General features: G+C 43.0%; 17 protein-coding genes. 7 read left to right on the forward strand and 10 right to left on the reverse strand.

Annotated features, from left to right (window positions below; all coding sequences use genetic code 11):
* Positions 1–173: 173 nt before the first annotated feature.
* Together GMES_RS17715 and GMES_RS17720 are read right to left on the reverse strand one after the other, a co-directional pair.
* Positions 174–4691, reverse strand: coding sequence for an EAL domain-containing protein (locus tag GMES_RS17715; RefSeq protein WP_006994140.1), 4518 nt, complete (start codon positions 4689–4691; stop codon positions 174–176).
* 189 nt (positions 4692–4880) lie between these two features.
* On the reverse strand, positions 4881–7661 hold the full coding sequence (locus GMES_RS17720) for an insulinase family protein (RefSeq protein WP_226990332.1): 2781 nt from the start codon (positions 7659–7661) through the stop codon (positions 4881–4883).
* Between the two features lie 109 nt (positions 7662–7770).
* Between GMES_RS17720 and sixA the strand changes: the two genes are divergently transcribed.
* Both sixA and GMES_RS17730 read left to right on the forward strand, forming a co-directional pair.
* Positions 7771–8244, forward strand: a complete 474-nt coding sequence (gene sixA, locus GMES_RS17725) for a phosphohistidine phosphatase SixA (RefSeq protein ID WP_191917754.1) — start codon at positions 7771–7773, stop codon at positions 8242–8244.
* Between the two features lie 69 nt (positions 8245–8313).
* On the forward strand, positions 8314–8505 hold the full coding sequence (locus GMES_RS17730) for a hypothetical protein (protein ID WP_006994143.1): 192 nt from the start codon (positions 8314–8316) through the stop codon (positions 8503–8505).
* A 30-nt stretch (positions 8506–8535) separates the two neighbouring features.
* Here the strand turns inward: GMES_RS17730 and GMES_RS17735 are convergent, their stop codons facing one another.
* Together GMES_RS17735 and GMES_RS17740 are read right to left on the reverse strand one after the other, a co-directional pair.
* Positions 8536–9825: an HlyC/CorC family transporter gene (locus GMES_RS17735; RefSeq protein ID WP_006994144.1), complete on the reverse strand. Its 1290-nt coding sequence runs from the start codon at positions 9823–9825 to the stop codon at positions 8536–8538.
* A gap of 103 nt (positions 9826–9928) precedes the next feature.
* Entirely contained in the window at positions 9929–10717 is a 789-nt protein-coding gene (locus GMES_RS17740; protein ID WP_006994145.1) for a cytochrome C assembly family protein, read from the reverse strand.
* A gap of 233 nt (positions 10718–10950) precedes the next feature.
* Here GMES_RS17740 and ffh point away from each other — a divergent pair, with 233 nt between their 5' ends.
* The 3 genes from ffh to GMES_RS17755 all read left to right on the forward strand — a co-directional run bounded on the left by ffh (position 10951) and on the right by GMES_RS17755 (position 14093).
* Complete coding sequence (gene ffh, locus GMES_RS17745) at positions 10951–12327, forward strand: signal recognition particle protein (protein WP_006994146.1); 1377 nt, start codon at positions 10951–10953, stop codon at positions 12325–12327.
* 126 nt (positions 12328–12453) lie between these two features.
* Positions 12454–12723 carry a Rho-binding antiterminator gene (locus GMES_RS17750; protein WP_006994147.1) on the forward strand — a complete coding sequence of 90 codons (270 nt, stop codon included), beginning with the start codon at positions 12454–12456 and terminating at the stop codon, positions 12721–12723.
* Between the two features lie 164 nt (positions 12724–12887).
* The gene (locus GMES_RS17755) at positions 12888–14093 is read left to right on the forward strand and encodes a GAK system CofD-like protein (RefSeq protein ID WP_006994148.1); all 1206 of its coding nucleotides are present in this window, start codon (positions 12888–12890) and stop codon (positions 14091–14093) included.
* A gap of 31 nt (positions 14094–14124) precedes the next feature.
* Here GMES_RS17755 and GMES_RS17760 read toward each other — a convergent pair whose 3' ends face one another.
* On the reverse strand, positions 14125–15033 hold the full coding sequence (locus GMES_RS17760; RefSeq protein WP_006994149.1) for a LysR family transcriptional regulator: 909 nt from the start codon (positions 15031–15033) through the stop codon (positions 14125–14127).
* 158 nt (positions 15034–15191) lie between these two features.
* On the opposite strand from GMES_RS17760, the gene GMES_RS17765 reads away from it, so the two are divergent.
* The gene (locus GMES_RS17765) at positions 15192–16190 is read left to right on the forward strand and encodes an NADP-dependent oxidoreductase (RefSeq protein WP_006994150.1); all 999 of its coding nucleotides are present in this window, start codon (positions 15192–15194) and stop codon (positions 16188–16190) included.
* A 163-nt stretch (positions 16191–16353) separates the two neighbouring features.
* Here the strand turns inward: GMES_RS17765 and GMES_RS17770 are convergent, their stop codons facing one another.
* The 4 genes from GMES_RS17770 to GMES_RS17785 form a co-directional block, all read right to left on the reverse strand.
* Entirely contained in the window at positions 16354–17256 is a 903-nt protein-coding gene (locus tag GMES_RS17770; protein ID WP_006994151.1) for a LysR family transcriptional regulator, read from the reverse strand.
* 114 nt (positions 17257–17370) lie between these two features.
* Positions 17371–18066 (reverse strand): pirin family protein, encoded by a 696-nt coding sequence (locus GMES_RS17775; protein WP_006994152.1) that lies wholly within the window; start codon positions 18064–18066, stop codon positions 17371–17373.
* 23 nt (positions 18067–18089) lie between these two features.
* Complete coding sequence (locus GMES_RS17780) at positions 18090–18539, reverse strand: DoxX family protein (protein ID WP_006994153.1); 450 nt, start codon at positions 18537–18539, stop codon at positions 18090–18092.
* A 377-nt stretch (positions 18540–18916) separates the two neighbouring features.
* Positions 18917–20296, reverse strand: coding sequence for a M28 family metallopeptidase (locus GMES_RS17785; protein ID WP_006994154.1), 1380 nt, complete (start codon positions 20294–20296; stop codon positions 18917–18919).
* Between the two features lie 228 nt (positions 20297–20524).
* Here GMES_RS17785 and GMES_RS17790 point away from each other — a divergent pair, with 228 nt between their 5' ends.
* On the forward strand, positions 20525–25099 hold the full coding sequence (locus GMES_RS17790) for an EAL domain-containing protein (protein ID WP_006994155.1): 4575 nt from the start codon (positions 20525–20527) through the stop codon (positions 25097–25099).
* Between the two features lie 109 nt (positions 25100–25208).
* Here the strand turns inward: GMES_RS17790 and GMES_RS17795 are convergent, their stop codons facing one another.
* The gene (locus GMES_RS17795) at positions 25209–25835 is read right to left on the reverse strand and encodes a hypothetical protein (protein WP_153811087.1); all 627 of its coding nucleotides are present in this window, start codon (positions 25833–25835) and stop codon (positions 25209–25211) included.
* Positions 25836–26025: the final 190 nt, after the last annotated feature.

Genomic DNA, 26025 nt, shown 5'->3' on the forward strand with positions numbered 1-26025 from the left:
TTTTGCGACTACTGCGTAGATTCAAATTCTTTATTTTTAATGAATATAGAAATTAGGAATTTAATAAAATTCCCGTCAGACCATGTAGTATGGGGCTGCTAACGATAGCGGTTAAATTATTGGCGTTGAAAACTAGGTAACGTTAGTACCTTAAAAAAGCTAAGGGGTTGCCCTTAGCTACCTTGTAATAATTTGTTTAGCTGGTGATTTTCTTTTAGTAAGCGTTCGAAGCGCGAAGAGCTTAAAGGTTTACTATAAAGATAGCCTTGCAGCATTTCACATTCATAGCGACGTAAAATTGACATCTGTTCTTCGTGCTCTACACCTTCGGCAACGACTTTGAGGCCAAGATTGTGCGCTATGGTGATAATAGCGGCAGTCATGTGCCGGTCAACGCTGCTGGTGGCAATGTCATCAATAAAGGCTTTATCTATTTTAAGGGTGTTGAGTGGGAATCGTTTTAGATAGGCCAGAGAAGAGTAGCCCGTACCGAAGTCATCCAAGGCTAAATGTATGCCTCTTTCACGTAAACGAGTCATCATGCGCAGCGCATTGTCAGGATCTTGCATCAATGTGCCTTCGGTAATTTCACACTCTAGATGCAATGGCGAAAGATCTGCTTTTTGCAAAATGCTCTCGATTTTCTCATCTAAATCCGGTAATTCAAACTGACGGGCTGATATATTAACCGCCACGCGACCGGTAAAAATCCCCGCTTTGACCCAACGTTTGGTGTCTTCACAGGCTTTTCGTAATACCACCTCACCAATATCGATGACTTGACCAGTTTGCTCTGACAAAGGGATGAACTGAGCTGGGCTTACAATGCCTTTTTCTGGGTGTTCAAAGCGCACTAAGGCTTCCATACTAACCAACTTGCCGGTAGCGATGTCAATTTTAGGCTGGTAATAAACGTTGAATAAATCTTCCTTTAAGCCATGGCGTATCAGATTCTCTATTTGTAATTGGCGCACTGCATTTTGATTCATTTCGCCACTGAAAAATTGATACTTGTTACCGCCAGCGTTCTTCGCAAAATACATAGCCGTATCAGCATTTTTTAATAATTCCTGGGGTGAACTACCGTCTTCAGGATAAAATGCGATCCCAATACTGGCACCAAGCACGAACTCTTGATGATTGATTAAGAAAGGGCGGGCCAAATCATCTAAAATGGATTGGGTGAAATGTGTGACACTGTGCACGTCAGTGTCTTTGTCGAGCAGTATACTAAATTCGTCGCCACCAAGGCGGTAGCACGTTGCACTCTTACCAGCTAATTTCTGTAAACGCCGTGCTATTTGTTTGATCAATAAGTCACCGGTCTGATGACCTAAAGAATCGTTAATTTTTTTAAAGTTGTCCATATCCAAACATACCAGCGCATGTTGGGTGCCCCGGCGCACGATATTATTATGGCTCGCTTGAAAGAACGAGCGGTTTGGTAAGTCGGTTAGGGGATCAGTATTGGCCAACTTAAGCAATTCTTTTTCGGTACTCTTGCGAGGGGTAATATCAGAAAATACACCTACGTAATGGCTAATGCGGCCGTCTTCGTCATTAATAGCATCGATGTTCAATTCCATCTCATACTTTTCGCCATTTATTCGCCTTGATTCGACCTCTCCGTTCCAATTGCCCTTTTGGCGAAGGGATTTTTTCACTTCTTCGGTAAAAGCCCCGGGATATTGATGGAAAGTAAGATAGCTAGCTAGTGCTTGCTCTCGCGTTTCGCCAGTGTATTTGCAATAAGCCTTGTTGACAGAAATGTACCTAAAGCTGGTATCTGCGATAAATACGCCGTCTGAAATCGTTTCAATGGAGCGTTTGAAAAGCTTTAATTGCTCTTCAGCTTCTTTGAGATGGCTAATATTTTTAAACGTACCTGTCATCCGAACAGGTTGATTATTGTTATCACGGCTAACGACTTTGCCACGGTCGAGTACCCACAACCATTCTCCTTTAAAGGTGCTTGCTCGGTATGTGACTTCAAAATGTTCGGTTTTATCTTGAAGGTGCTCGTTCAGCGCATCTTGAACCCGTTTAAGATCGTTCTGGTGGATATTGGCTTGGTAGGCACTGTTAACGCGAATATCATCTTGAGGAAAGTCCATGATCCCCCAGGTATTCGAGCGGAATACTTGACCCTGGTAAATATCCCAATCCCATAATTCGTCACCACTGCTCCATAGAGTCAGTTTTAAACGCTCTTCACTTTCGGTTATTGCTAAGCGCGCCACACGCTTAGAGCGATACTGCTTAACAACCGCCAATACACAGAACAACACTAATATGCAGTAAAAAATGAGGGCATTGCGATGTAACCATAGCGGTGGCTCGATGTTGACTGTCAATTTCCGGGACTTAGACCACGGGTCCATGTTACGACGGCTTTGAACTTCAAATTGATATCGACCAAAATCTAAGTTAGTAAAAGTTGCTTCTCGGGTCCGTTTATCTGCATCCAGCCATTTATTTGAATAACCAGCTAATTTGTAACGATAAGAGTACCCTTTAGTGTCCAAAGGGTTTAGTTGTCCAAAGGTCAAGCTAACGTGGTTTGAGCTGTTAGGAAGCGTTAGTTCATCAGTGAGGAAAATAGGTTTCTGCAGCGGAGTCCCTATAGTATGAACGTCAATTTTTCTATTGAATAATCCTAGGTGAGTAATGATCGGAGGAATTGAAATATTGGTATCAGCAAGATTACTGTCCGAGGGCTGTATATTCTGAGTTATTTGGTCATGGTCGAACAGGTTAAAACCTTGTGAGCCCCCAAATAGAATTTTACGATCGGAGGTGACAAGCCCTGCGCCTTCATTAAAATCGTTAAAGTTGAGTCTGTCTGGAGTTATTTGTTGTACAACCTGAGCCGATGAGATCGATACTTCTTCGATTCCACCTGCCATGGTAGTTAACCAAATACTATCGTCTACTTTCAAAGCTTTAACGATTTGATTGTCAAGTAAACCTGAGTTTACATTAATTTTTTCGGTTATCTGGAAGGTCTGCTTATCTATAACAATAAGCCCAAACTCAAGAGACGCTAACCAAAACTGCTCGTCTGTTTCAACCACTGCGCTAAAATTATTGCTGGTGAGTAACGGATCGCTTGATAATCGATCGAGTTTTTGTGTTTTCAGATTGAAGAGCAGGAGTTCATTGTTTCCCCTTAACCATAATCGCTCTTCACTATCGATGAATATTGGGTCTAGCGTTTTAAAAGCAGTATTGCCAAGTTGAATCGTATGTTCGCTAAAATCTTCTGTATCTACCCACCGTAAATTGTCACCTTGAGATTTTAACCATACCCTATTATTAGAATATAAGACTCTGTAATAAAAATTACCTTCAGATAAAACTTTCAAAAATTTCAGTTCGTTATTTTGACTCTTTTCATAGATATATATACCTCCACTGGTGGCTAACCAAATACGATTTTTTTGGTCAATAGTAAGGTCCCATATACTGTGTTTGAATCCTTGTAACCAAGTAGTGAATAATTCCGTTTCTAAGTCAAACTCTGATATGCCACCAGACTGGGATGCGAGCCAAATTTTCCCATGAAAATCTTGTTTAATCGACCAAACGACGTTACCTGCAAGCGAATTTTCAACGGACGGATTTGCAATGTAGTGTCGAAAAAGTGCTGAGTCTTGGTTATATCGATAGATCCCTGCAGTGTGGGATCCTAACCATAGAGTGTCGTTACTATCACGAAATGTGCTAAGTAAAAATATTCCTCTCTCGCTTTGAGGTGATAAGTTACTCAATCCACTCTCAAGTTCTATATGTTTGGTTGAGTCAAAGCCTTTGTTAACAATTGTTAAGCCAGCTGATGTACCGAGCCAGATATCTCCATCATTGCCTTGTTGGATGCTGCGTACTTCGTTCCCAAGAAGACTTGGTGAGCTATTCCCGTTGAAATGCAGTAGCTCTTTAGTATTTTGATCCCACATGTAGGCGCCAAGCTCGGTCGCAAACCAATAACTATTTCCGAAATGCTTTACATCAAACAAATATTGAGCAGGAATAGTGATGTTAAGGGGGTTTTGAGCATTTAAGTTGTGAAGCGTATTTGACTCATTATCTAATAGATAAATGCCGTGCCCATAGCTTCCAATGATGCTAAATGTATCTTCGGCAAGTATAGATTTAATTTCCGCAGGCAGCCGTTCTGAGGTGACTTCTACTGGGGTGAAATCATTTGTCTGTGTAGAATACGTATAAAGAGTAGATTCGTTGGCGACTAGCAATTTTCCAGCATTGGTGAGGCTTAGGGTATTTATAATATTGTTATTTAAACTGCTATTTTGTTGGTTATAACGAGTGAAATCATCCGATAAAGGATTGTAGCGCGCCAAGCCGTTTTGTGTACCAATCCACAGAGCCCCTTCCTGATCTATTAACATAGTTCTCATAAAATCATGAGGTAATGATTTAACGTCGTTTGGGTTGTGTTGATAATTGACAAATTCATACCCGTCAAAACGGCTCAAGCCATTTGCAGTGGCGAACCACATAAAGCCGCGCTTGTCTTCAATGATGTCGGTGATGGTATTTTGCGTTAGGCCGTCGGCTTTGGTGAGATTATCAAATGAAAATGTTTGAGCATGGGCGGCGTTAAAAAAGCCGAAAGTAGCGCTTACGAGCCACAGACACCAAAAAATGGATGGAATAGTTAAAGTACGCAATTAACACCTGTCAGCAGTTTTTCTGCTTTGTAATTATTAATATTTAGGAAACTATCCGTAGTACCCACGTCCTTAAATATGCCTAAAATATGGGGCCTTAACAAGTTTTAATCATGACTTTTTAACGCTACAGCTAACTTTTACTAACAAGCAGTGTATTGTTCGGTCTATTAGAGGAATATTAACGCTTTATTCTACTAATGGCGTATGTTTTTTAAACTCCGAGATATCGTTCACTGCAGTCGTGGATAGCTCATCGGCCGATATTGAATGTTTAGGGTCGCTGTACAGTATCAATTCGCCCATGTTTTTCCCGATAATGAGACCGTTCACAAAATTCATCAGATCAGAAAACTGGATGCGTTCTAACTCATTCGCCGTATCTTTATTTTGAGAAAAACGATAGTCTTGATTGCCTAACGCAGACCACAAGCGTTGACTCTTGATGCTTAGGTTTGCATCTTTTTGGCATAATTGCTTCATTACGCCTTGTTTTATGTCACGCCAGTTTTTCTGATACGGCAATAGATCTACCGTTAGTTTTTGCAAAAAATCGCGGATAACGGTAATGAGATATTGCGCTGAATACTTAGGTGACTGCACATAAAACGCCATACCTGGGTGTTGATTGAACGGTACATAACCACTCCCCACTAGATATCCCAATTGCGCTTGTTGGCGAGCAAAGTTAAAAAATACGGGAGAGACTAATTGTTCTAGTAATATCGTCAACAATGTATCTCGGCGTCCAGTATTAGGAGATTGGTAATAAATGACCACTGCGGCATCTGGATGTTCACAGGGAAGGGCGTGAAGCAATGAATCTTGCTTTGATAAATCAAACACACTCCTCGATAGCTTTTTATGCCCGTTATATGCTTCGTGTTGTTGATTTAATTCAGCTGAGAATTTTTGTACGTGTTTCCTATCCCAGTTTCCAAATATGAGAGTTTCCATATACCTATCATTTAGCAATTTGTCTTTTACGGCGTGGACATGTTCAAGTGTTGTGCTCTCCATTGCGGCCACCATACTCAGTGGGGTATGGGTATTTTGTTGCATAAAAGCCGAGAGTCTGGCGAATAATCGGTTGATGGGTTTGTTGAGTAAGTTGTTGTGCAGGCTCTGACACTGTTGATGTTTTACTTGCTCAAAGTGTTTTTCAAAATCCTCTAAAGAATGTAATTGTTCTATTAGCTCCTGATTAAAGGTCAATTGTTTGGCGCTAAAGCCGCTGGTATGCAGAGAAAAACCGCATTGGTGTGAATACAAATGGTAATTAAGTCCCGCTACGTTTGCTTGATAATAAGTTTGCTGGAAATGGTTATTGAGTAACGCAATCCACAGTTTTCTGGACACTGTCGCTTCAACCCCAGTGGTGGCCGCTTGGCAATCGAACGAGATATAGCAATCACCTCTTGGTAAGCCAAATTGGATATCTTGACCGAACCAGACATTGAAGTCCTCTGATGCAACTATGTTTTGGGGTACAGAATACATCTTATCAGCTTGAGTCAATGTATGCTCGCGGCTCAGAAATTGATTTTTCTCAGGTAATGTTAAGAGCGAACTGCAACTCTCATTTTGCAATTTTTTTAGCAATTGAGGGGAAAGGGGAGAAACTGCATAAGGGGTATTGTACCACTGGCTTATCTGGTTTGTTTGAGCATCAGGGGAGACGACTTTAACGCGCATATTTGACGGCGTAAAAAAGCCTAATATTTCGTCCACAATTGAAGGGTCTGCCTTGTCGAGTATATACTCTGAGGCAATAAGGTGTTCACAAGGGTAAAGAAATATTGCGCTGGATAAGCTAACAGCTTCATCAATCGGTTTTATGGCATCAGCAAATTGCCAGATTTGTTCCAGCAACGCTTTCTTTTCATCAAAGAAACACAGTTTACTGTGCTGCCTAATATTCTCTAAGTATTGGAATAGCGCTTCTAACATTGAGTCAATGTTGGCTAACCCCAATTCTGTCAGTTGTAGGTTGACATTGAAGTCGCGAAAGTTACTGCCTTCAATACCACCACCGACACTAATATTGGTGGCGAATCCCTTTTCTTTAAAAAATCCAAGTAAGCCATTTGGACCCTCATCAGCCAATAGCTCGCTGATAATACTTAACGGCTTAGTGCGATAATAATGATGTACACAAGGCAGTGCGAACGTGACGATAAGCCTGCGAGCAGATTTGAGGGGGGTAATATCAATTCTAATACCCAACTGCTCGGGCAGGTAAAGCGCTGGTAATGGGGGGCGTTTAGACGGTTTTCTTTTTTCCAGTTGTCCAAAATACTGCTTGATGAGCGCCAAACTCGTTTGATGACTAAATGGGCTGATGATGCACAATGTGATATTTTGAGCGACGTATTTATCTTGATGCAGTGTTTTTAGACGCTGCTGCATTTCTTGTAAATTAAGTTCACCCAAGGTGGAAGCATTACCGACAGAAAATTGACTAAAAGGGTGGTCAGGGTTAGCCGTTTCCTTGTGCACCTCATATAGCCTGCGCAAATCGTCGTTTATTTTTAGTGAAAATTCAGCATCAATCGCGCCGATCTCTTTTTCAATTGCCTCTTTTTCAAATAGAGGCGCTGTCAATAATTGACTGAAATGATCAAGTGCACAAGAGAAGTGTTCACCCGTTACCGAAAAGTAATAGTGACTATACTCTGAGCCGGTGGCAGCATTTACCGAGCCGCCATGTAAAGAAAGAAAAGTATCAAACGCATCTATCGCTTTGTATTTTTTATTGCCTTGAAACAGCATATGTTCCAACAAATGGCTTAAACCTAGGCAATCATCAGGATCGCTAAAATGACCATTGCCAACCGTGGCGGCTACATTACATGCTTCACTGGTTGGGTCTTCGACGAATATCACTCTCAAGCCGTTCTCAAACTGAGAAAAGTGATAGTGACGATTATCGAGGTGATGAGTAAGCAAAAGACTAGATCCTGTTTTCATATATTGCGCTGAAATAGCATAACGTAAAAAACACTCAACTCTCGGATTTTCAAACATTTATTTGCTATATTAAGCGTAACAAAGTTTGTTAACCATTCAGCAGTAATTTATGCATATTATTATCATGCGTCATGGCGAAGCCGAGGCTGCTCAATATGACGACAGTTCCCGTGAATTAACAAGCTTTGGCCGAGAGCAGGCCAGGGCTGCAGGACAATGGTTATTGGAACGCTGTGAACCCTCAGGGATCGAAATGAGCCTTGTTAGCCCCTTTATCCGGGCACGACAAACCTTAGAGGCGGTCGGTGAAGAGTTAACAGTCCATAGCCAAACCGTATCAAATGATATCACGCCTGACGGGAACATTTGGCTAACTCATGATTACATTGATTACTTACTCGAAGAGAATAGGGTGAAACATTCACTATTGATTGTGAGCCATATGCCGTTTGTGAGTTATTTTTTAGACGAAGTGACAGGGCAACAACATTCGTTATTTTTTGACACTTCGAGTATAGTTATGGTTGATTATCAACCAACCACACACTCAGGGACGGTGTTGGATATTTATCACCCATCTTGAAGTTAAGGGATAAACTTTCACTATAGATTTGAGTATGAGAACCGATAACTCGTTAGAGGGGTTACATTCATGCCAGGCAAAAATTTACCTGCCTACTTAAAGCAGGTACTTGAACATCATGTATCAAATGCACAACTGACTCATGACACTGAGCTTCAGGGCATTTATGAGCGCCTGACAAACCTGAATACCAAAGTAGAATTAGCAAAAGAAAAAATCCGCCAAAACAGACTGGCAAAAGATCCCCTTACCAAAATTTAACGTTTTTTAATGGCGTTGGTATAATCCCGCTCAATCAGATTTATTATTATCTTGTGCTAAGTAAAATTGCGGCATTATCCGTACGGTTTTAACAACGTTATCTTTCATTTCGATAATTTCAAGAGGATAGCCAGCTAATCGTAAACTGATATTGGCTTCTGGAATGTCTTCCAAATACTCTAAAATAATCCCATTAAGGGTTTTCGGTCCTTCAGTGGGAAAGTGCCAATCCATCTCTTTGTTTAATTCTCGAACGTTGGCGCTGCCGTCTACCAAAACACTTCCATCCTGCTGGGTGTCTGCTTCTTTGCTATGATCTGGCACCATACTTGTGGTGAAGTCTCCAATAATTTCTTCAAGAATATCTTCTAAAGTAACTAAACCCTGAATATCACCGTATTCGTCCACGACTAAGCCGATGCGTTCCTTAACGGCTTGAAATTTGTACATTAACGTGTGTAATGGCGTCGATTCAGGAGTGAAGTAGATTTCCCGTACGGCGCGCAAAAGGCTGGATTTAGTAAACTCGTCTTTGGACAGCAATCGCAAGGCATCACGCACATGAACAAAACCAACGGCGTCATCAATGCTATCGCGATACAACAAAACACGAGTATGCTGTGAATTTATTAACTGTTTTTGGATGTCTTTCCATTCATGATTGATATCAATGGCCACAATTTCACTGCGTGGGACCATAATATCTTCAGCGGTCACTTTTTCTAAATCTAAAATACCCACCAACATATCTTGGTGTTTTTTGGGGATCATGGCGCCCGCTTCGTGCACTACGGTGCGCAGTTCTTCTCTACTTAAACTACCGCTGCCACTGTCATCAGTGCTGATACGCAGTAGCTTTAAAATAAAATTAGTTATTCCGTTTACCAAAAACACCAATGGGTAAAGTATTTTAAGCATTGGAAGAAGGAAAAAAGAGGCTGGAAACGAGACTTTTTCTGGATAAAGTGCTGCAACTGTTTTAGGGGTAACTTCAGAAAAGATTAGAATAACGAGGGTGAGCACCACTGTCGCCATCGCAATACCGACATCGCCGTACAAGCGCAACCCTAAGACGGTTGCAACCGCAGATGCCGCAATATTGACGAGATTATTGCCAATAAGGATTAAACCGATCAAGCGATCAGGTCGTTCAAGGAGCTTTTGAACTCTCAGAGCACCTTTATTGCCTTCGTTACCCAAGTGTTTTAGTCGATATCGATTGATCGACATCATACTGGTTTCAGAGCTAGAAAAATAAGCGGAAAGTAATACTAAAATACCAAGTAGAATAAATAGACTACCTGTTGATATATCGTCCAACTAAGGGATCCCTAAAGGTTGTTAAAGCGAAACTTTAAGGGCAAATTCCCCACGTTTCAAGCAAGTTGGCTTATTTTACTATAGAAATTGGCTAAAAACAGGATCAGCTTAGAATTATTTCTTTGACAAAGCGACTACCAAAATATGCCAGACTCAAAAGTACTGAGCCCAATATAGTGGCAAAAATAATGGGTTTACCACGCCATCCAAATTTGAAGTGTCCAAATAGCTCAACAGAAAATACTAACCAAGCCAATATCGATAAGATGGTCTTGTGAGCCTGCCCTTGGCCGAACATGTTCTCTAAGAATACAAACCCACTTATTAATGACAGTGTCAGAAGTATGGTACCGACGGTAAGCAATTTGAAGAGTATACCTTCAACCATCATTAGTGGTGGTAGGGAGGAGTGCAGGAGCGAGGCCTTTTTCTCTTTAAGGCGCATGTTGATGTATGCCAACTGCAGCGCGTAGAGCAAGGCAATACCAAGGCAAGCATAAGCAAATAGCGCTAACCCTATGTGGATCATTAATTCAGGTCGCACGCCAATCTGCATAATGTGCGCATCGGGAATAAATAGGTCCAACAGAATAATGACACCAGTAAATGAATACACCACGGGCAATAGAATGGTATTTGGCATGGTAAAGGCGGCTATTAACATGGTTACACTAATCAACCACGCGACAAGTGAAGCAACATTAAGCATGCTTAAGTTTTCGCCAAGGCTAACAAAAATATCATTATTTAATAGCCAAGCATGCATGGCTATCGCTGCGACAGCTAACACATAAGACAGTTTTAGGTTGGGGCCTTTATGGTCAAAAAACTTCAATAATATTACGCCAGCAGCGCCAGCATATAGGCAAAAACAAATTAAGCCTAACAACATGATCTAACCTCGATTTCCATATTAATGTTGAGCGAATTCACGAACGAAGCCTGAAGGGCAAAAACGCGAACGATAAACGCTCTGAGACGACGGAGTATAACCATTATGCCCTTTCATACCTAGTGTTTAGCAATAATTCTCATTAACTTTATTTGTTGTACTGCTTTGGTTCTTATCTGTGTGAAATTTAGGTATCATAAGCACATCTAGAATTTAACTTGTACCCATTTGCTATGTTTGAAAATTTAACAGAACGCTTAGGCAAAACTCTCAAAGATATCAGCGGCCGTGGCCGATTAACTGATGAAAACATCAAAGACACTCTGCGCGAAGTCCGCATGGCGCTTCTAGAGGCCGATGTCGCCTTGCCTGTGGTAAAAAGCTTCATTGAGCAGGTGAAAGAGCGTGCTGTAGGCACCGAAGTTTCAAAAAGCTTAAATCCCGGCCAAGTATTTATCAAAATAGTGCAAGCAGAGTTGGAATCTGTCATGGGGCAGGCCAATGAAGGCTTAGACCTTGCCTCGCAGCCCCCAGCAGTCGTATTGATGGCCGGTTTACAAGGTGCGGGTAAAACCACCAGTGTGGGTAAACTAGCGCGCTATTTAACCGACCGCGAAAAGAAAAAAGTGCTTGTGGTCAGTGCTGATGTGTATCGTCCTGCGGCCATCAAGCAGCTTGAAACTCTGGCTGCTGAAGTCGGTGTAGAGTGTTTCCTGTCGACGATAGAACAAAAGCCGATTGATATTGTTAATGCAGCGGTTGATCACGCAAAGAAAAAATTCTTTGATGTGTTATTGGTCGACACGGCAGGGCGCTTACACATAGACGCAGAAATGATGGGGGAGATTAAAGACCTCCATCAAGCGATTAAACCGATAGAGACATTGTTCGTGGTAGACGCCATGACTGGGCAAGATGCCGCGAACACGGCCAAAGCGTTTAATGAAGCATTACCTTTAACCGGTGTTATCTTGACCAAGACAGACGGTGATGCCCGTGGTGGTGCTGCATTATCTGTTCGTCATATTACTGGCAAGCCGATTAAATTCTTGGGTATGGGCGAAAAAATTGACGCCCTTGAACCTTTCCACCCTGAGCGTGTTGCTTCGCGTATTTTGGGTATGGGTGATGTACTGAGCCTAATTGAGGAAGTTGAGCGTAAAGTAGATAAAGACAAAGCTCAACGCCTTGCCAAGAAAGTACAGAAAGGCAAAGGTTTTGACTTACAAGATTTCAAAGAACAGTTAGAACAAATGCGTAATATGGGTGGCATGATGTCCATGATGGACAAGCTGCCCGGTATGGGCAACATGACCGCTCAGGTGAAAGACAAGGCCAACGACAAGTCATTTAATCAAATGGAAGCAATCATTAATTCAATGACACCACTTGAGCGTGCTAAGCCCGATATCATTAAAGGTTCACGCAAGCGTCGAATTGCTGTGGGGTCTGGTACCCAAATTCAAGACGTAAATCGCATGTTGAAGCAGTTTACCCAAATGCAGAAGATGATGAAGAAAATGTCAGGCGGTGGCATGAAGAAAATGATGCGCAACATGAAAGGTATGATGCCCCCTGGTGGTCCGGGTGGAATGTTCCCGCCACGTTAACTTGCGATTTTAGCGTTTTCATTTTAGTTAGCTGATACTGATAGCCCATGTTGTTGGGCTATTTTTTTGTCATTTTATAGCGGGTTGAAATGAGCATGTATCTTTAGGGTGGACAGGAGATGAACGATGAAATGTGCCGAACAAGACTATGTTGAGCTAGCTTGCTTATTTAACATGCCGGTATTGATACGTTTGCAAGATGGTAGTGAGATTAAAGGGACGGCAAAAAACACGAACTACAATAAGCAAAAACAAGAATGTATTGTGCTTCATTCAGCGGAAGGGGAATGCAGTATAGCGCTTAATTTAATTGTTTTGATGCAAGCCCAATATGCAAACCCACATTTCAGCGAGATCAAGTTTTCAGAGTCACTGGCCGCTAAAGATAACGCCTAGTAAAACGCTGGTCGCATTCTGAAGGGGGCACTTATAAATGCTGATTGGTATCACACAAGGTACTTTATCTTCGTCCTTGGCTTTTTTGTACGAAGGTGTAATCTATTATGCATAATAATAAAGTCACACTCAGGGTTAACCTCATCATATGAATGCCTCTATTTATGCGCGTTAAGCCAACTCAGCACACAAAGTTAACGTCTGTTTTGTCTCCTTTGGACGCTCAGCGTAGTGCTGCGCATCAAGGGAAGAGCCTTTTATTTTTCAGTGGCGGTAGCGCATTGCGAAGTTTCTGTCAGCCACTGATGGAAGCAACGCATAATTCGGTGCACCTTGTGACACCGTTCGATTCAGGTGGCAGCTCAGCGACCATTCGTCGGCATTTTGGATTACCAGGCGTTGGGGATATTCGAAATCGTTTGCTGGCCCTAAGTCACAATATGACGCAGGAACAAGACGTTGTTGCTCGCTTATTGGGTTATCGATTGTCCTCTACTGCAGCCCAGCACGTTCTTCGCGAACATCTTACGTCGATGGCAGAAGGCCAAGATCCATTTGTGCGTTCGCTAGAAATAGAAAAGCGCCAGATGTTCTGTCATAAAATGGCCAGGGTTTTGCAATGTTTGCCTGAGGATTTTGATTTAAACGGTGCCAGTATCGGTAATTTGTTATTTGTTGATACCCTGTGCGCAGGTGAAGATAGGCTGCAATGTAGCATCGATTTCTTTCATCAAATGTTGGATATTCGTGGTGTAGTCAGACCAATAGTCGAGTGTAATTTACAAATAGCTGCAGAATTACAGGATGGCAGTACAGTGATTGGTCAGCATTCATTAACGGCCAAAGAAACCCCTACATTGCATAGCGCTATTACCAAACTTTATTTGTGCGAGAGCGAGGAAAACCCCGAGGCTGTCGATTGTTCTTTGTTAAGTAAAAATCGCGCATATATTGAACAAGCCGATATTATTTGTTATCCGCCTGGCAGCTTCTTTACCAGTATTGTGGCTAATTTATTGCCTGTCGGAGTAGGAGACGCAGTCAGCAGAAACCCAAACCCAAAGGTCTATATTCCCAATCTAGGTAACGATCCTGAACAGCTAGGCATGAGCTTAGAAGATTGTGTTCTGACTCTCATTAGCTATTTACGTAAACATACTGAACAACCTCATCCACCAGCCAAATATATCAGTACCATTTTGCTCGATGTGAATGAAAAATATTACGCTGGCGGCATTCCATTTGAGCGATTACGCGAACTGGGAATTAAAGTTGTACAGCGTGATTTAGTGACGATGCGCAGTGCACCTTATTACAACGATGAATTGCTATTGAAAAGTGTGTTAGACATTTGCCAAGATCACTCTTAAGTAACACCAACTCCATTAAATAATTAGCCACTTAAGCATGTAATTGTTTTATTCTTGCGACCAAAAAGTCCACTGCGGCTTTTACTTTTGGCACTAAATAACGCTGCTTTTGGTACAAAAGATAAATACCGAAATCATCGCTCGAAGTGATATTGACTTCGGGAGACAGGCTTAACGCTTGCAGCTCACCGGAATCAATATATTCCTTAAGCAGCCATTTTGGTGCCATCATTATGCCTTGCCCCGCCAGCACTTTCCCTAATAACCATTTTCCATTGTTTGAAACAGCCACCTGTGGGGCGGATACGTCTTGCCACTGGCTGTTAATTTCGCTGATCCAGCGCAGTGGACCGTTAGGGGTTCGATAATATAATCCTTTATGATGGATAAGATCCAAAGGCGTGTTTGGCGTGCCATATCGACTCAAATAAGCCTTAGTGGCAACCGCAATAAATTGATTTTCCATTAATTTAATCGCAATCACGCGTTCATTGGGCGCATAGCCGCCCCGTATAGCAATATCTACTTCGTCTCGGGTTAAGGCCGATAGCTCGTCGCTGAGGCGCACATCAAGAATAATTTGTGGATAACGCTGTGAAAACTCTTCTAATAATGGAAACAATATGGGCTCACCAAATTCAACCATGGCACTGATCCTAAGCTGCCCTGTAGGTATTGTTTGATAACTACGCACCGTGTCATTACTTAACTCTAATTGACGCAATATATCGTTGACTTGATTGTAATAGGTTCGACCTATTTCAGTTAATCTCACTACACGCGTTGAGCGCTTAAGTAAGGTTGCACCTAACGAACGCTCTAAGTCAGCGACCCTTCGTGACAGAGATGATGCGGGGACATTGAAAGTTGCGGCAGCGTTGGTGAAGCTGCCCGTTTCAACCACTTTGCAAAAGTATCTAATTGCTCTTAGCTGATCCATACACTCTCTGTTTTGCTCTATTTCGTTCTATTGTTGCTATTAAGACAATAAAGATTGGCTTTTACGGGGGGTTATCTTAGCAAAATAAAGCCTAATATAATATTTACCGCTGAAATAGCAGTGCAAACACTAAAAATACGACTGTTAGGAGAAATAAAATGTCAACGTATACCGCTATTAACCTTATTCAACGCCCAGAGCCAGGCCCAATACCTGCATCAACTTTCGAAGTAGTTGAAAAGCCGGTGCCTACACCAGGGCCTGGCGAAATTCTCGTTAAACAAACCTATATGTCTCTTGATCCTGCGATGATTGGCTGGATGAGCTCCGATACCAAAAGTTATATTCCGCCCGTCGCACTTGGCGATGTTATGCGCTCTTCTGGTGTAGGCGAAGTCGTAGAAAGCAATCATCCTGATTTTACACCAGGGGATAAAGTCATGGGGATGACGGGCTGGACAGAGTACCTCGTCAGCACAGGCCAAGGCTTAAACAAATTACCCGCGGGTGTAGGCGAAGAACAAGCATTGTCGGTGTTTGCTTTACCCGGATTAACAGCCACTCAAGGCTTATTTGGAGTCGCTAAGCCAAAAGCGGGAGAAACGATATTGGTCAGCGGTGCTGCTGGCTCGGTAGGCTCCATAGTAGGTCAACTTGCAAAAGCAGATGGGTTGACGGTTATCGGGGTTGCTGGTTCTGACGAAAAGTGCCAGTGGTTGGTTAACGAGCTAGGGTTTGATGGCGCGATTAACTATAAAACAGACGATATGAACGCCAAGTTAAACGAGCTTGCACCAAATGGTGTAGACATTTTCTTTGAAAATACCGGTGGCGCAATTCAGCAGCATATCTTTGAGCATATGAATGCCCATGGGCGTATTGCGGTATGCGGAATGATTTCAGATTATGCTACCTCACAGCCGAGCGCTGGGCCTAACTGGATCCCCATTATTAAGAAACGACTCACCATTCAAGGTTTCACAATGCCTGACCATTACGCTCAGGTACCTGAATTGCTCGCGAAGTTAACGCCCTACGTGATGAAAGGTCAGATTAAATACCGTGCCCATGTACTTGAGGGATTACCGTCAGCGGTTGATGGGTTGAACATGCTGTTAACTGGCGCCAACAACGGGAAATTAATGGTTAAGCTTTAAGGCCGGATAATCCCGCGCAATAACTGAACGCTCTAATCATTATGCTGGCAGGAAGATGGATTGCCTGTCAGCTAAAGGCGCTTCATTTGTATAGGTAGATTCAAATTGTGAGCGATTTAAATAGAGATACAAATACAAAGTTGAAGTAAAGTCGTGACCCCATTTATGAAAGTGAACCTAGCCAGTTATACTGACTCAACCGCTCCCAGAACCATTGTGCAGCTTTGCCTGTGGTTGATTTTTCTTTGGCAAAATAAATAGGAATAGGTGGGCGAGGTAGCGAGGTCCCCTTTGCCACTAAGCTGCCATTGTCTAAATATGGCTTAGCAATATGAATGGGTAAAAACCCCACGCCAATCCCAGCGGCCTGCGCTTGCGCTTTACTTTTCATGCTGCTTACTCGAATCAACTGTTTATTATCAAACAACCCACTGGTACGTCCCGGTAAGGTGCGGGAACTGTCCGCCACGACGATGTAAGGGTATTGGCGTATGTGTTGTCCTTCAATTAAACCAATAAAATCCGCTAATGGATGTTCAGCACTCACAGCAAATACAAATTCTAATTCCCCCAAAAGTGCGACATCATATTGGCCCTTAGGTAGTTCGCCCGTTACTCCTAGGGCAATATCTGCACGATTTGATTGCAGCGCATCCCAACCGCCACCAAGAGCTTCCTCAATCAAGGTGATTTCTACATGTTTATCCAGAGTGCAAAATTCCGCGATAAGCTTGAGTAATGGTGCTTCAGAGATAATTGTATCTTTTGATATTACCAATTTTGATTCCCAGCCAGATTCTAATTGTTGAACCCGCTCTTCTAAATCGTTGGCGGCTCTTAATATTTCACCACCCTCGTTAAGTACCAATGTTCCAGCCGGAGTTAATATAGCCCGCTGCCCTTTACGATCAAAAAGGGCAACTCCCAAGTCCGCTTCAAGTTTACTGATGGTATAAGTTAAAGCTGAAGGCACTTTGAATAACGCGTCCGCAGCGGCAGCAAAACTGCCCTTGCTATGAATGGCGTCTAGTACTCTTAGGGCTTCAAGGGTCACGGCATGGCGCATTTTTTCTCCATAATTGAAAGTAACCGCCCCAAGCAAGCTTAGGGCAGTGGTTATAAATAGTGTGGTTATAAATAGCTCTTTATTGCTTCACTCTATGCTGCGTTTAGTCATTGATTAAGGCAAATCAAATAACAACGCAGTGACACTCTGTGTGCCTTTGTTTGCTAAAACCAAAGCGTCGAGTTCATTTATTTTTGCGCCATCACCTTGACTCAGGCGATGGCGGTTAATATCAAGCTGGCCACTGACTTGGTGCACATACGTATTGCGCGCCTTATTCAATTCGATGCTTAGGCTTGTGTCAGGAGCAAGTACCAATTGACTCAGTGTGGCATCTTGCTTAATAGCCAGTGTGCCACTTTTACCCGTTGGGGTGATAACGGGCGTCAGCCCTTGGCGTTTACCAAAGTCTTTTTGCTGGTAGCCAGGCGTTCCCCCCTGACGACTAGGTATGATCCAAATCTGCAAAAAGCGTAAGGACTCATTTTGTGATGCATTATACTCACTGTGAGTCACTCCAGTACCGGCAGACATAAGCTGAAATTCACCTGGGGGCAAGTGCTTCACATTTCCCATGCTGTCTTTGTGAGCAATAATGCCATGAGTAACAAAGCTGATTATTTCCATATCTTTGTGACCATGAGTACCAAATCCCGCACCCGGTTCCACCTTATCGTCGTTGATCACACGTAGTGCCGAATACCCCATATGCTCTGGATCGTGATAGGAGCCAAATGAAAAAGTATGGTTGCTATCGAGCCACCCGAAGTTCGCATGCCCCCGATCTTTCGCTAAACGAATATCTATCATAACTGTCTCCTACCTAGTGTGATTTATTTTACGCCACGAGCAGAAATCATTGAGTCTATCGATAATCTACCTGCCCCCGAGAACACCAAGGAAACAGACACGGCCAATAACGCCAATGCATATTCATAGCCGTTATTGGCCATGAACAAACCATTGCCTATATGCACGCTAAAAATAGCAATCAACATGGTGAAAGCGAGAACTGCAGCACCCGGGCGAGTCAATAAACCGAACAATATCGCAATACCACCGAAAAATTCTGCACTACCTGCTAAAAATGCCAATGTATAGCCGGGCTCTAGCCCTAGTGATGCCATGAATTGCCCCGTACCTTCTAGACCGTATCCGCCAAATGCGCCAAAGAGCTTTTGTGCGCCATGAGCAATAAACGTGATGCCAACGGGAATACGTAGTGCCAATGCCGAGAAACCCGCTTGTGATGTTGTTAGCTTTGTTAAAAGTGAACTTTTCATTACTTTTTCCTCAATATATTTGATTTAATTTGATTCGATTTATCACGTTCTACACTGCTCTTTTGTTCTCTATATACCTGAGTTTCAATAAGCGCTTCGTGTTGATGTGGCTAAAGTACCTCGACAGAAAAGGGAATGAAATTAGAATATTTTGATTAGTTTATTCAAAATTATTGACTCTCTGGTCACAGAGCCAGGGTAGTGAACGGTACTGAGTGATAACCGGGAGATATTTGGTTCAAAAAGAGCCGATTTGTTTCAGATTTAGCTACACTTAGCTGAGATGGGTGGTGTTTATCAATAGGGAAGTGAAAGAATAGACAATCGCGCAACGGGTCATTTGATTGTCTATCTAGGAAGTTATATCTGTATACAGATTATTCGCCGAATGCACCTGCCGCCCCAGGGAATACCACTGGACTTTCTGCGCCATCTTGACTCACGCTGGCTACGCCAAAAAAGTAGTTATCGATAACAACGTTCTCAAGCGTAAATGTATCCACGTTGCCCACAAAACGACTGTACTGCCACTGTGGAGCATCTGTATAGCGCCAATAAATCTTATAACCTTTCAATTGCGGGTTTTGTTTACTACTTAGAGCCTGCCAACTTAGAGTGGTGCTTGGCTTTACTGCCCCCGCAATTTTTACCTTAGCCGGCGGAGAGGGCGCCCATGCCATTCCTGCAAGCGACACTGCATTCAACGCAGTGAGTTTTGCCGCATAATCAAAGTTAACACCTTCTATGGTATCACCGTAGTCAATGCCGTTTTCGCTGCGTATATCTTGGTGTTGGCGATTGTAATTTTCGTTGGTTTCCATAATACGTACACCTGGGTAACCCAAGTCATTAAACGGGCGATGATGTCCTCCGCGCCCGAAGCGGTCTAGACGGTAAATGACCATGGTATCTAGATTAGGAATATAGCGGTCTGCCATCCAGTCGATATAACGCGCTAAGTTGCGACTTGGAGAATCGACCTCACCACCAGTAAAGCGACGTGTTATCGCTTCCTCTGAGGTTTCAGTTTGGCGAGTGCCTTCGGCAAATATACGGGCGGTGGTGTTATTAATAACGCCATTAATGCCTTCGATATTGCCAATCATATCGTTGTTGAGCACCGCTTTGATGCGCCAACCGTCTTTTTGCGCCTGTTCAGCCAGTATCTTACCGCCAAATAAACCTTGTTCTTCCCCGGCTAATGCCGCGTAAACAATGCTGCCATTAAATGTGTATTTCGATAGTACTCGGGCCGCCTCTAGCGTACCCGCCACTCCAGATGCATTGTCGTTGGCACCAGGGGATATAGACGCACTGTTCATGACGTCTGATACTCGGGAGTCAATATCGCCTGACATTAATACGTAGCGGTCGGGGTCGTGACTGCCTCGCTGCACGGCGATAACACTCACCACCTCGGTTGCGCCCGGAATACGCGTTTCTCCGCTGATGGTTTTTGACTGAAAATACACTTCTAAGCATCCGCCGCAGTCTTGTGATATTTGTTCGAATTCGCTTTTTATCCAGCGTCTCGCTGCACCAATACCTTGGGTGTCTGATGCCGTTTCAGATAAAGTATGGCGGGTGCCGAACCCTACTAAGGTTCTAATATCCTGTTCGATATGTTTCGCAGAAACTGCTTTGGCTATGTCGTGCAGTCTTTGTTGGTCTTGATAGCTTGGAGGGCTTTGTGCATAGCTTGTAGCAGTGGTTAAAGTCAGTGCAAGTGCGATACCTGCAGAAAAAATATGTTTCATGAGAGCCTCTTATTATTATGTTATCGAAATGTCGTCTGGTGCATGTTACTGAAATTTATTCGTTGAGGTATAGGTATTGCGACAGGCGCGGCAGTAATAAGGATGAACTTACTCTATAGAAGCACAAAAGTGACATTTTTTTGAATCAATATTGTTATTGGTTTTATTATTCTTGTTACAACACGTTACAATGGGGCGGGTAACGAGCAGGTTGAAAGACGGAGTCGCATGTTAGGTAAGTATTGTCATTTAGTGGGATGGTTATGGATATTATTTCACTCTTTTAAGGCGTTGGCGGCCCCCGATGTGTCACATGCTTTATTAAAGTCCCCAGTTTTCTCTCAATTAACGACTGAAAATGGCTTAAGTCAAGACACGATCAATGTGATGCACACAGATGATCAAGGTTTCTTATGGTTAGGCACAGACACAGGGTTGAATCGTTACGATGGTTATCAAGTCGACGTAGTTGAACCGAGTAACGTTTCTCTCAGTGCAAAAACGATAAATGACCTGATGCAAGATACCCAAGGCAATTTATGGGTCGCGACATTTAGCGCAGGTATTTTCAAGATTAACTTATCCAGCGGCGAAGCGCAGTTAATCGATAATCGAAAATCCCAAGTTATCGCTGATTGGCAACAGAGTTTTAATGCTATCGCTGAAGATAATAGCGGCGCAGTTTGGCTCGCTTCAGACGAAGAGATCCTGCGATACGAACCGCACACAAATACCCTGATAAGCATTTTTTCTATGGCCACTAACAAGATAGAAAAAGGCTATTACATCCGTACTTTGGTCTGGCATAACGATTTACTGTTTTTTGGCACCAATGAGCGCTTGTTCGTATATTCCCCCCAGCTTAAAGAAAGCGTCGATTTAGGCTTTTTATTTGCAGAATTTAGCAATGAAGGGCAAAGAGATGTCAAATCTCTTTTCGTAGATGAGCTTCGAGATGTATTGATGATAGGCACGGTAAAAGGGTTATACAGTGTCTCTTTAGCGCAGATATCTGATTATATTACCCAGGATATTACACCAGACCCTCTCGCTACCTTGATTACAAGTCGCAATATTTGGCGTATTAGAACTTTAGATGGTTCACTTTTTTACCTTCCGACGGATCAAGGAGTTTTCACCTATGACGCCCAATCCGGGCAAGCACAGCATTTATTTTTACCCACGGACAGTAGGTTATTACTGTCCCAGGATGTTATTTACGACATTGCATTCGATGACAGCAATAATTTATGGCTAGGCACCCGCTCAGATGGTGTTTTACATTGGGTTAGTACTTCGCAATCCTTTCAAAACATACTCAACCTCAACGGCGGACGATTTGCTAAAACGTTGAGTGACAATAACATATGGGCCTTAGCGCAAGTCGACCCGAGCGGGTATTGGATAGGCACCGATAATGGGCTAAATTACTATGATTTTGAAACCGCAGCGGTTGAATCGTTTTTGGTTTCATCTCATGATCTAGCGCAGTATTCAAAATCGAGTATCCATCAAATTTTACCGGCGGACTCTGGATACTTATGGTTGCTTACAGGGGAGGGGTTACGCCGCTTTCATATTCAATCAAGAAAGCTCGAAGCAATACAGTTAGCAAATTCAACCAATAACGACATCCTTAATGAGTATATTCAAAGCGCTATTGCGACCAAAAGTGGCGATTTATATTTGGCATACGAACAAGGTATCTACTACTACGACACACAAACGAAGGAAATCAGCGCGTTAAAAGAGCTTAATGCACTTGCGACTACAAAGTTACTGCGAGGCATAATGCCTTCGCTTCCGAATGCGCCTAATAGTCTCTTATTGAGCACCTTAGGCGGCATGTTTCAGTGGGACCTCAACCTAAAGCAATTAACGCCTGTTCATCAATTGGATAAGCAATTAAGTGCTAACTTATGGCCAGATAGTTGGGTGCTGGATAAGCAGAACATCTTGTGGGTTAGCTATCCAAGTTATGGCTTAGTCGGGCTTGATGGTGCCACATTCGAACAAAAGTATTTCTTTGATAAAGATAACCTACTGCCGTCAAATAATATTTATAGCTTACAACCAGATGGTAGAAACGCCATCTGGATAAGCTCTCATAACGGATTACTTAAATTCGATCCCAAACTCATGACACTGCAGCGTTATGGACACGCTCACGGTTTAGCCAATGAAGAATTTAATCAGGGGGCTAATATAAAACTTGATAATGGCAAACTGGTATTCGGTTCGCCTAAAGGCCTAGTGATGTTTGCGCCTTGGGCATTACCTAACAGCCGGCAAACGTCGCAAAAGCCAAAAATTACCGGCATCAAACTGTCATCCTCGCCTTACTCATCTAAATTAGGAGATTTAGCCGATAGTGAAGTTCGCATGGCTTACGATGATGTGGGTTTGCAAGTTAGATTCTCTACCTTGCAATTCGCCAGCTTAGATAGCACGCGTTATCAATATCGGCTCAGTGGAACACAAGATATTACCTATCCGAGTACCCCTGATCCTCAAGTGTATTTCCCCAAACTTGAACCCGGTGCGTATGTTTTCAGTGTTTCCGCCATTGGTATGTCAGGCGGCAAGGAAAGTCCCAGTGCTCAAATCAAAATAAAGGTAGATTATGCGCCCTGGAACTCACCTTTAGCCTATCTAAACTACGCTCTGCTGATAGGACTCGTTGCTTATACTTTTTGGAAAATGCGCAGCTTACAGGCCCAAAGGTTGCGTAGCGCGCACAAGGAAGCCTTACTAAGTCAGGGCCGGCTGTCACTCGCCCTACAAGCGAGCAACAGTGACGTATGGGAATGGGATGAAAAGAGTGACACAATCCAAGCCTCTCGTTTTCACGATGAGCTCGGTTACAGAGATAAGACCGGCACAGTCGCGCGAGCTGAGCACTTATCACTTATTCATGATCGTGACCGAGAGATGTATTTAGCCCGCTGGCACACCTTTATTGAACAAGAAGATCGCGTGTTAGACGTGACCTACAGAATGCGTTCCCATGACGGGCATTGGTTGTGGTTTCGTGATGTAGGTAATGTGACAGGGGGAATCGCAAGCGAGCACAACCAACGCGTTGTGGGGACTTATGCCAACATCACGGACAGCATTGCAGAGCAAGAAGATTTGCGTTTATTTGGGGAAGCGTACAAGCACACCCGGGATTGGGTGCTAGTGTGCAACCGTCACACAGTGCCGATGGCGGCAAACCAAGCGTTTTGCAATACATTTAATATCGATGAGCAGCAGGATATTGCCTCTCAACTCAAGCTTGTTTATCACGATCAACAAGCCGGATTGTTGAGCTTCTGGGGCAAACTTGAAAGCTTAAAAGCAGGTGAAGATTGGCGCGGTGAAGACCAAATCATGTTGCTGAACGAGGAGATACGAGATGTTTTGGTATACATCAAAGCCGTCGCCTGTATCAACGATGTCGCGGATATTGACTCTTATCTGATTATTTTAAGTGATATCAGCGAACATAAGAAAGCCCAGCAAGCATTAATGAAGTTGGCAAATTTTGATGCACTTACTGGTTTACCCAACAGAGCGTTATTGCTTGACCGTGTTGATCATGCGATTTATCAAGCCCAACGTTCAGCAAGTACCCTAGGTTTGTTTTTTATCGATCTGGATAAATTCAAGCAAGTAAATGACAGTTTGGGACATAACGCTGGGGATACATTGCTACAAGAAATTTCCACCCGTTTGCTCAATCTGTTACGCAAAGAAGATACCATTGCCAGATTGGGCGGCGATGAATTTGTGGTGCTAATTGAAAACGTTCACGTCATTGATGATGTCACGCACTTAGCTAGCCAGATTATTGAAATCATCGATACCCCAGTGCAGCTGGACAACCACCTAGTGAGCGTATCTTCGAGTATTGGTATTGCGCTTTATCCCGATGATGCACAAGACGCACAAGAGCTTCTGCAAAATGCGGATATTGCGATGTACCACGCTAAAGAAAATGGACGCAGTCACTTTCAATTTTTCACTGCCAAAATGAACGTTATTGCCCAACAACGTTTGGCGTTAGAGAGTGACCTCAAGTACGCCCATAGCCATCAACAGTTTGAAAATTACTATCAACCCATTATTGATATTAGCCGCAATAAAATCGCTGGCTTTGAGTTACTAATGCGCTGGTTTACCGACACAGGGAAGGTTTCACCCGGGCGTTTTATTCCCGTAGCGGAAGAGCTTGGTTTGATTGAAAGCATGACGCTACAAGCCATGGAGCGGGCGCTTCCCATGTTTAAGCATTGGCAAGTCAATGGGTTCGATGGGTATTTATCTGTCAATCTATCAGCCCGTCATTTTGAATCTCTTCAGTCTATAAAGGATGTGATCGCCTTTTTAGCATCCAATGCCTTGCCGGTGGACATGGTTCGATTTGAAATAACTGAAAGTGCGCTGATGAAGGATTATCAGAAGGCGATTATCTACATGAAACATCTACGAGAAGCGGGTTTTAGCATTGCCTTAGATGACTTCGGTACTGGATATTCGTCTTTAAAATACCTTAAAGAGTTTCCGTTAAGTGTGATTAAAGTGGATAAAAGTTTCGTCGACGACATTGGCATAAACAAGAATAACGAGGCGTTGATTGAAACCATCTTGCGTATGGCGCAAAGCCTTAATATGTACTGCGTGGCAGAAGGGATAGAAACCAAAGAGCAAGTCGCGTTCTTTAAGGAGCACGATTGCCAATTTCTGCAAGGGTTCTATTTTTCTAAGCCTGTTGCCTTGGCTGATACCTTCGCATTAATAGATAAGCCCTTAGTTTACTAGAGGTTAAGAGGTAAACCGCTATAAATAAGGCTGTCGTCGATGTTAATTCTACGGGGCGAAAAGAGCGTGTTAGTTGATACGAGTTGCTAGGCGTCATTAGCGAAGATCCTTATAAAGATTGTTTCAAGGACGCATCATTGTGCGTTATGACAGGCTGGGCATTTTCAATGACTTGCTCTACCGAGGGATGTGCGATCAGCCTGCCTATTATGCGAACATCTCCGCCAACAAATACAGTGGGGGGCACTTCATTGGTTTTATCATTTTGATTAATCTGTTGGCCAATAACCACATTGCCAAAAATTACGGTATTGCCGGTTAGACTGATATCTCCTTGTTGGGCCTTAATGTGCCCAAATACGGTTACGCCGTTTAACGCTATGTTGCCATCATTTGTGCAAATTGAACCTACAACGACACTGGTTTCTGGTAAATCGACATTTCCACGTACAATGTGAATATTTGACATCATTTGCTTAGGCAAGCTGCTCTTAACATCGTTACCAATACGGCTTAGGTTTTCGACCTCTGGTGCCGCTAAGCTATGGTTACTGTAAGTGAGGTTACGCATTAGCCTAAGCTTTTTCTTAGCTTCAGTTAGTGCTGGAAGGCTTCTGTCAATTTGTGTATTTGCTTCACTTGCAAAGTGGGAAGATACAGCCTCTTTGTGACTGGCCAGTGCAATGCTTGGACTAAAAGCCAATATGCCCACACCTAGTATGATCGGTAAACTCATCATCATCTCTCATCAATTGTTAGACGTAATTCTGAATGAACAATGCAACGCAGATCCTGTGCCAAATGAATAACTCACTGTTAATAAAGAGAATTTTTAAGTTTAAGTCGTGTAAATTGAGACTTTAACGCCGGGGGTAAGTCAAATTCGCTAACATTTAGCCAAAAATGTGAATTCAAGAATTGCACTA

Source organism: Paraglaciecola mesophila KMM 241, assembly GCF_000315015.1.
Classification (GTDB): Bacteria; Pseudomonadota; Gammaproteobacteria; order Enterobacterales; family Alteromonadaceae; genus Paraglaciecola; species Paraglaciecola mesophila.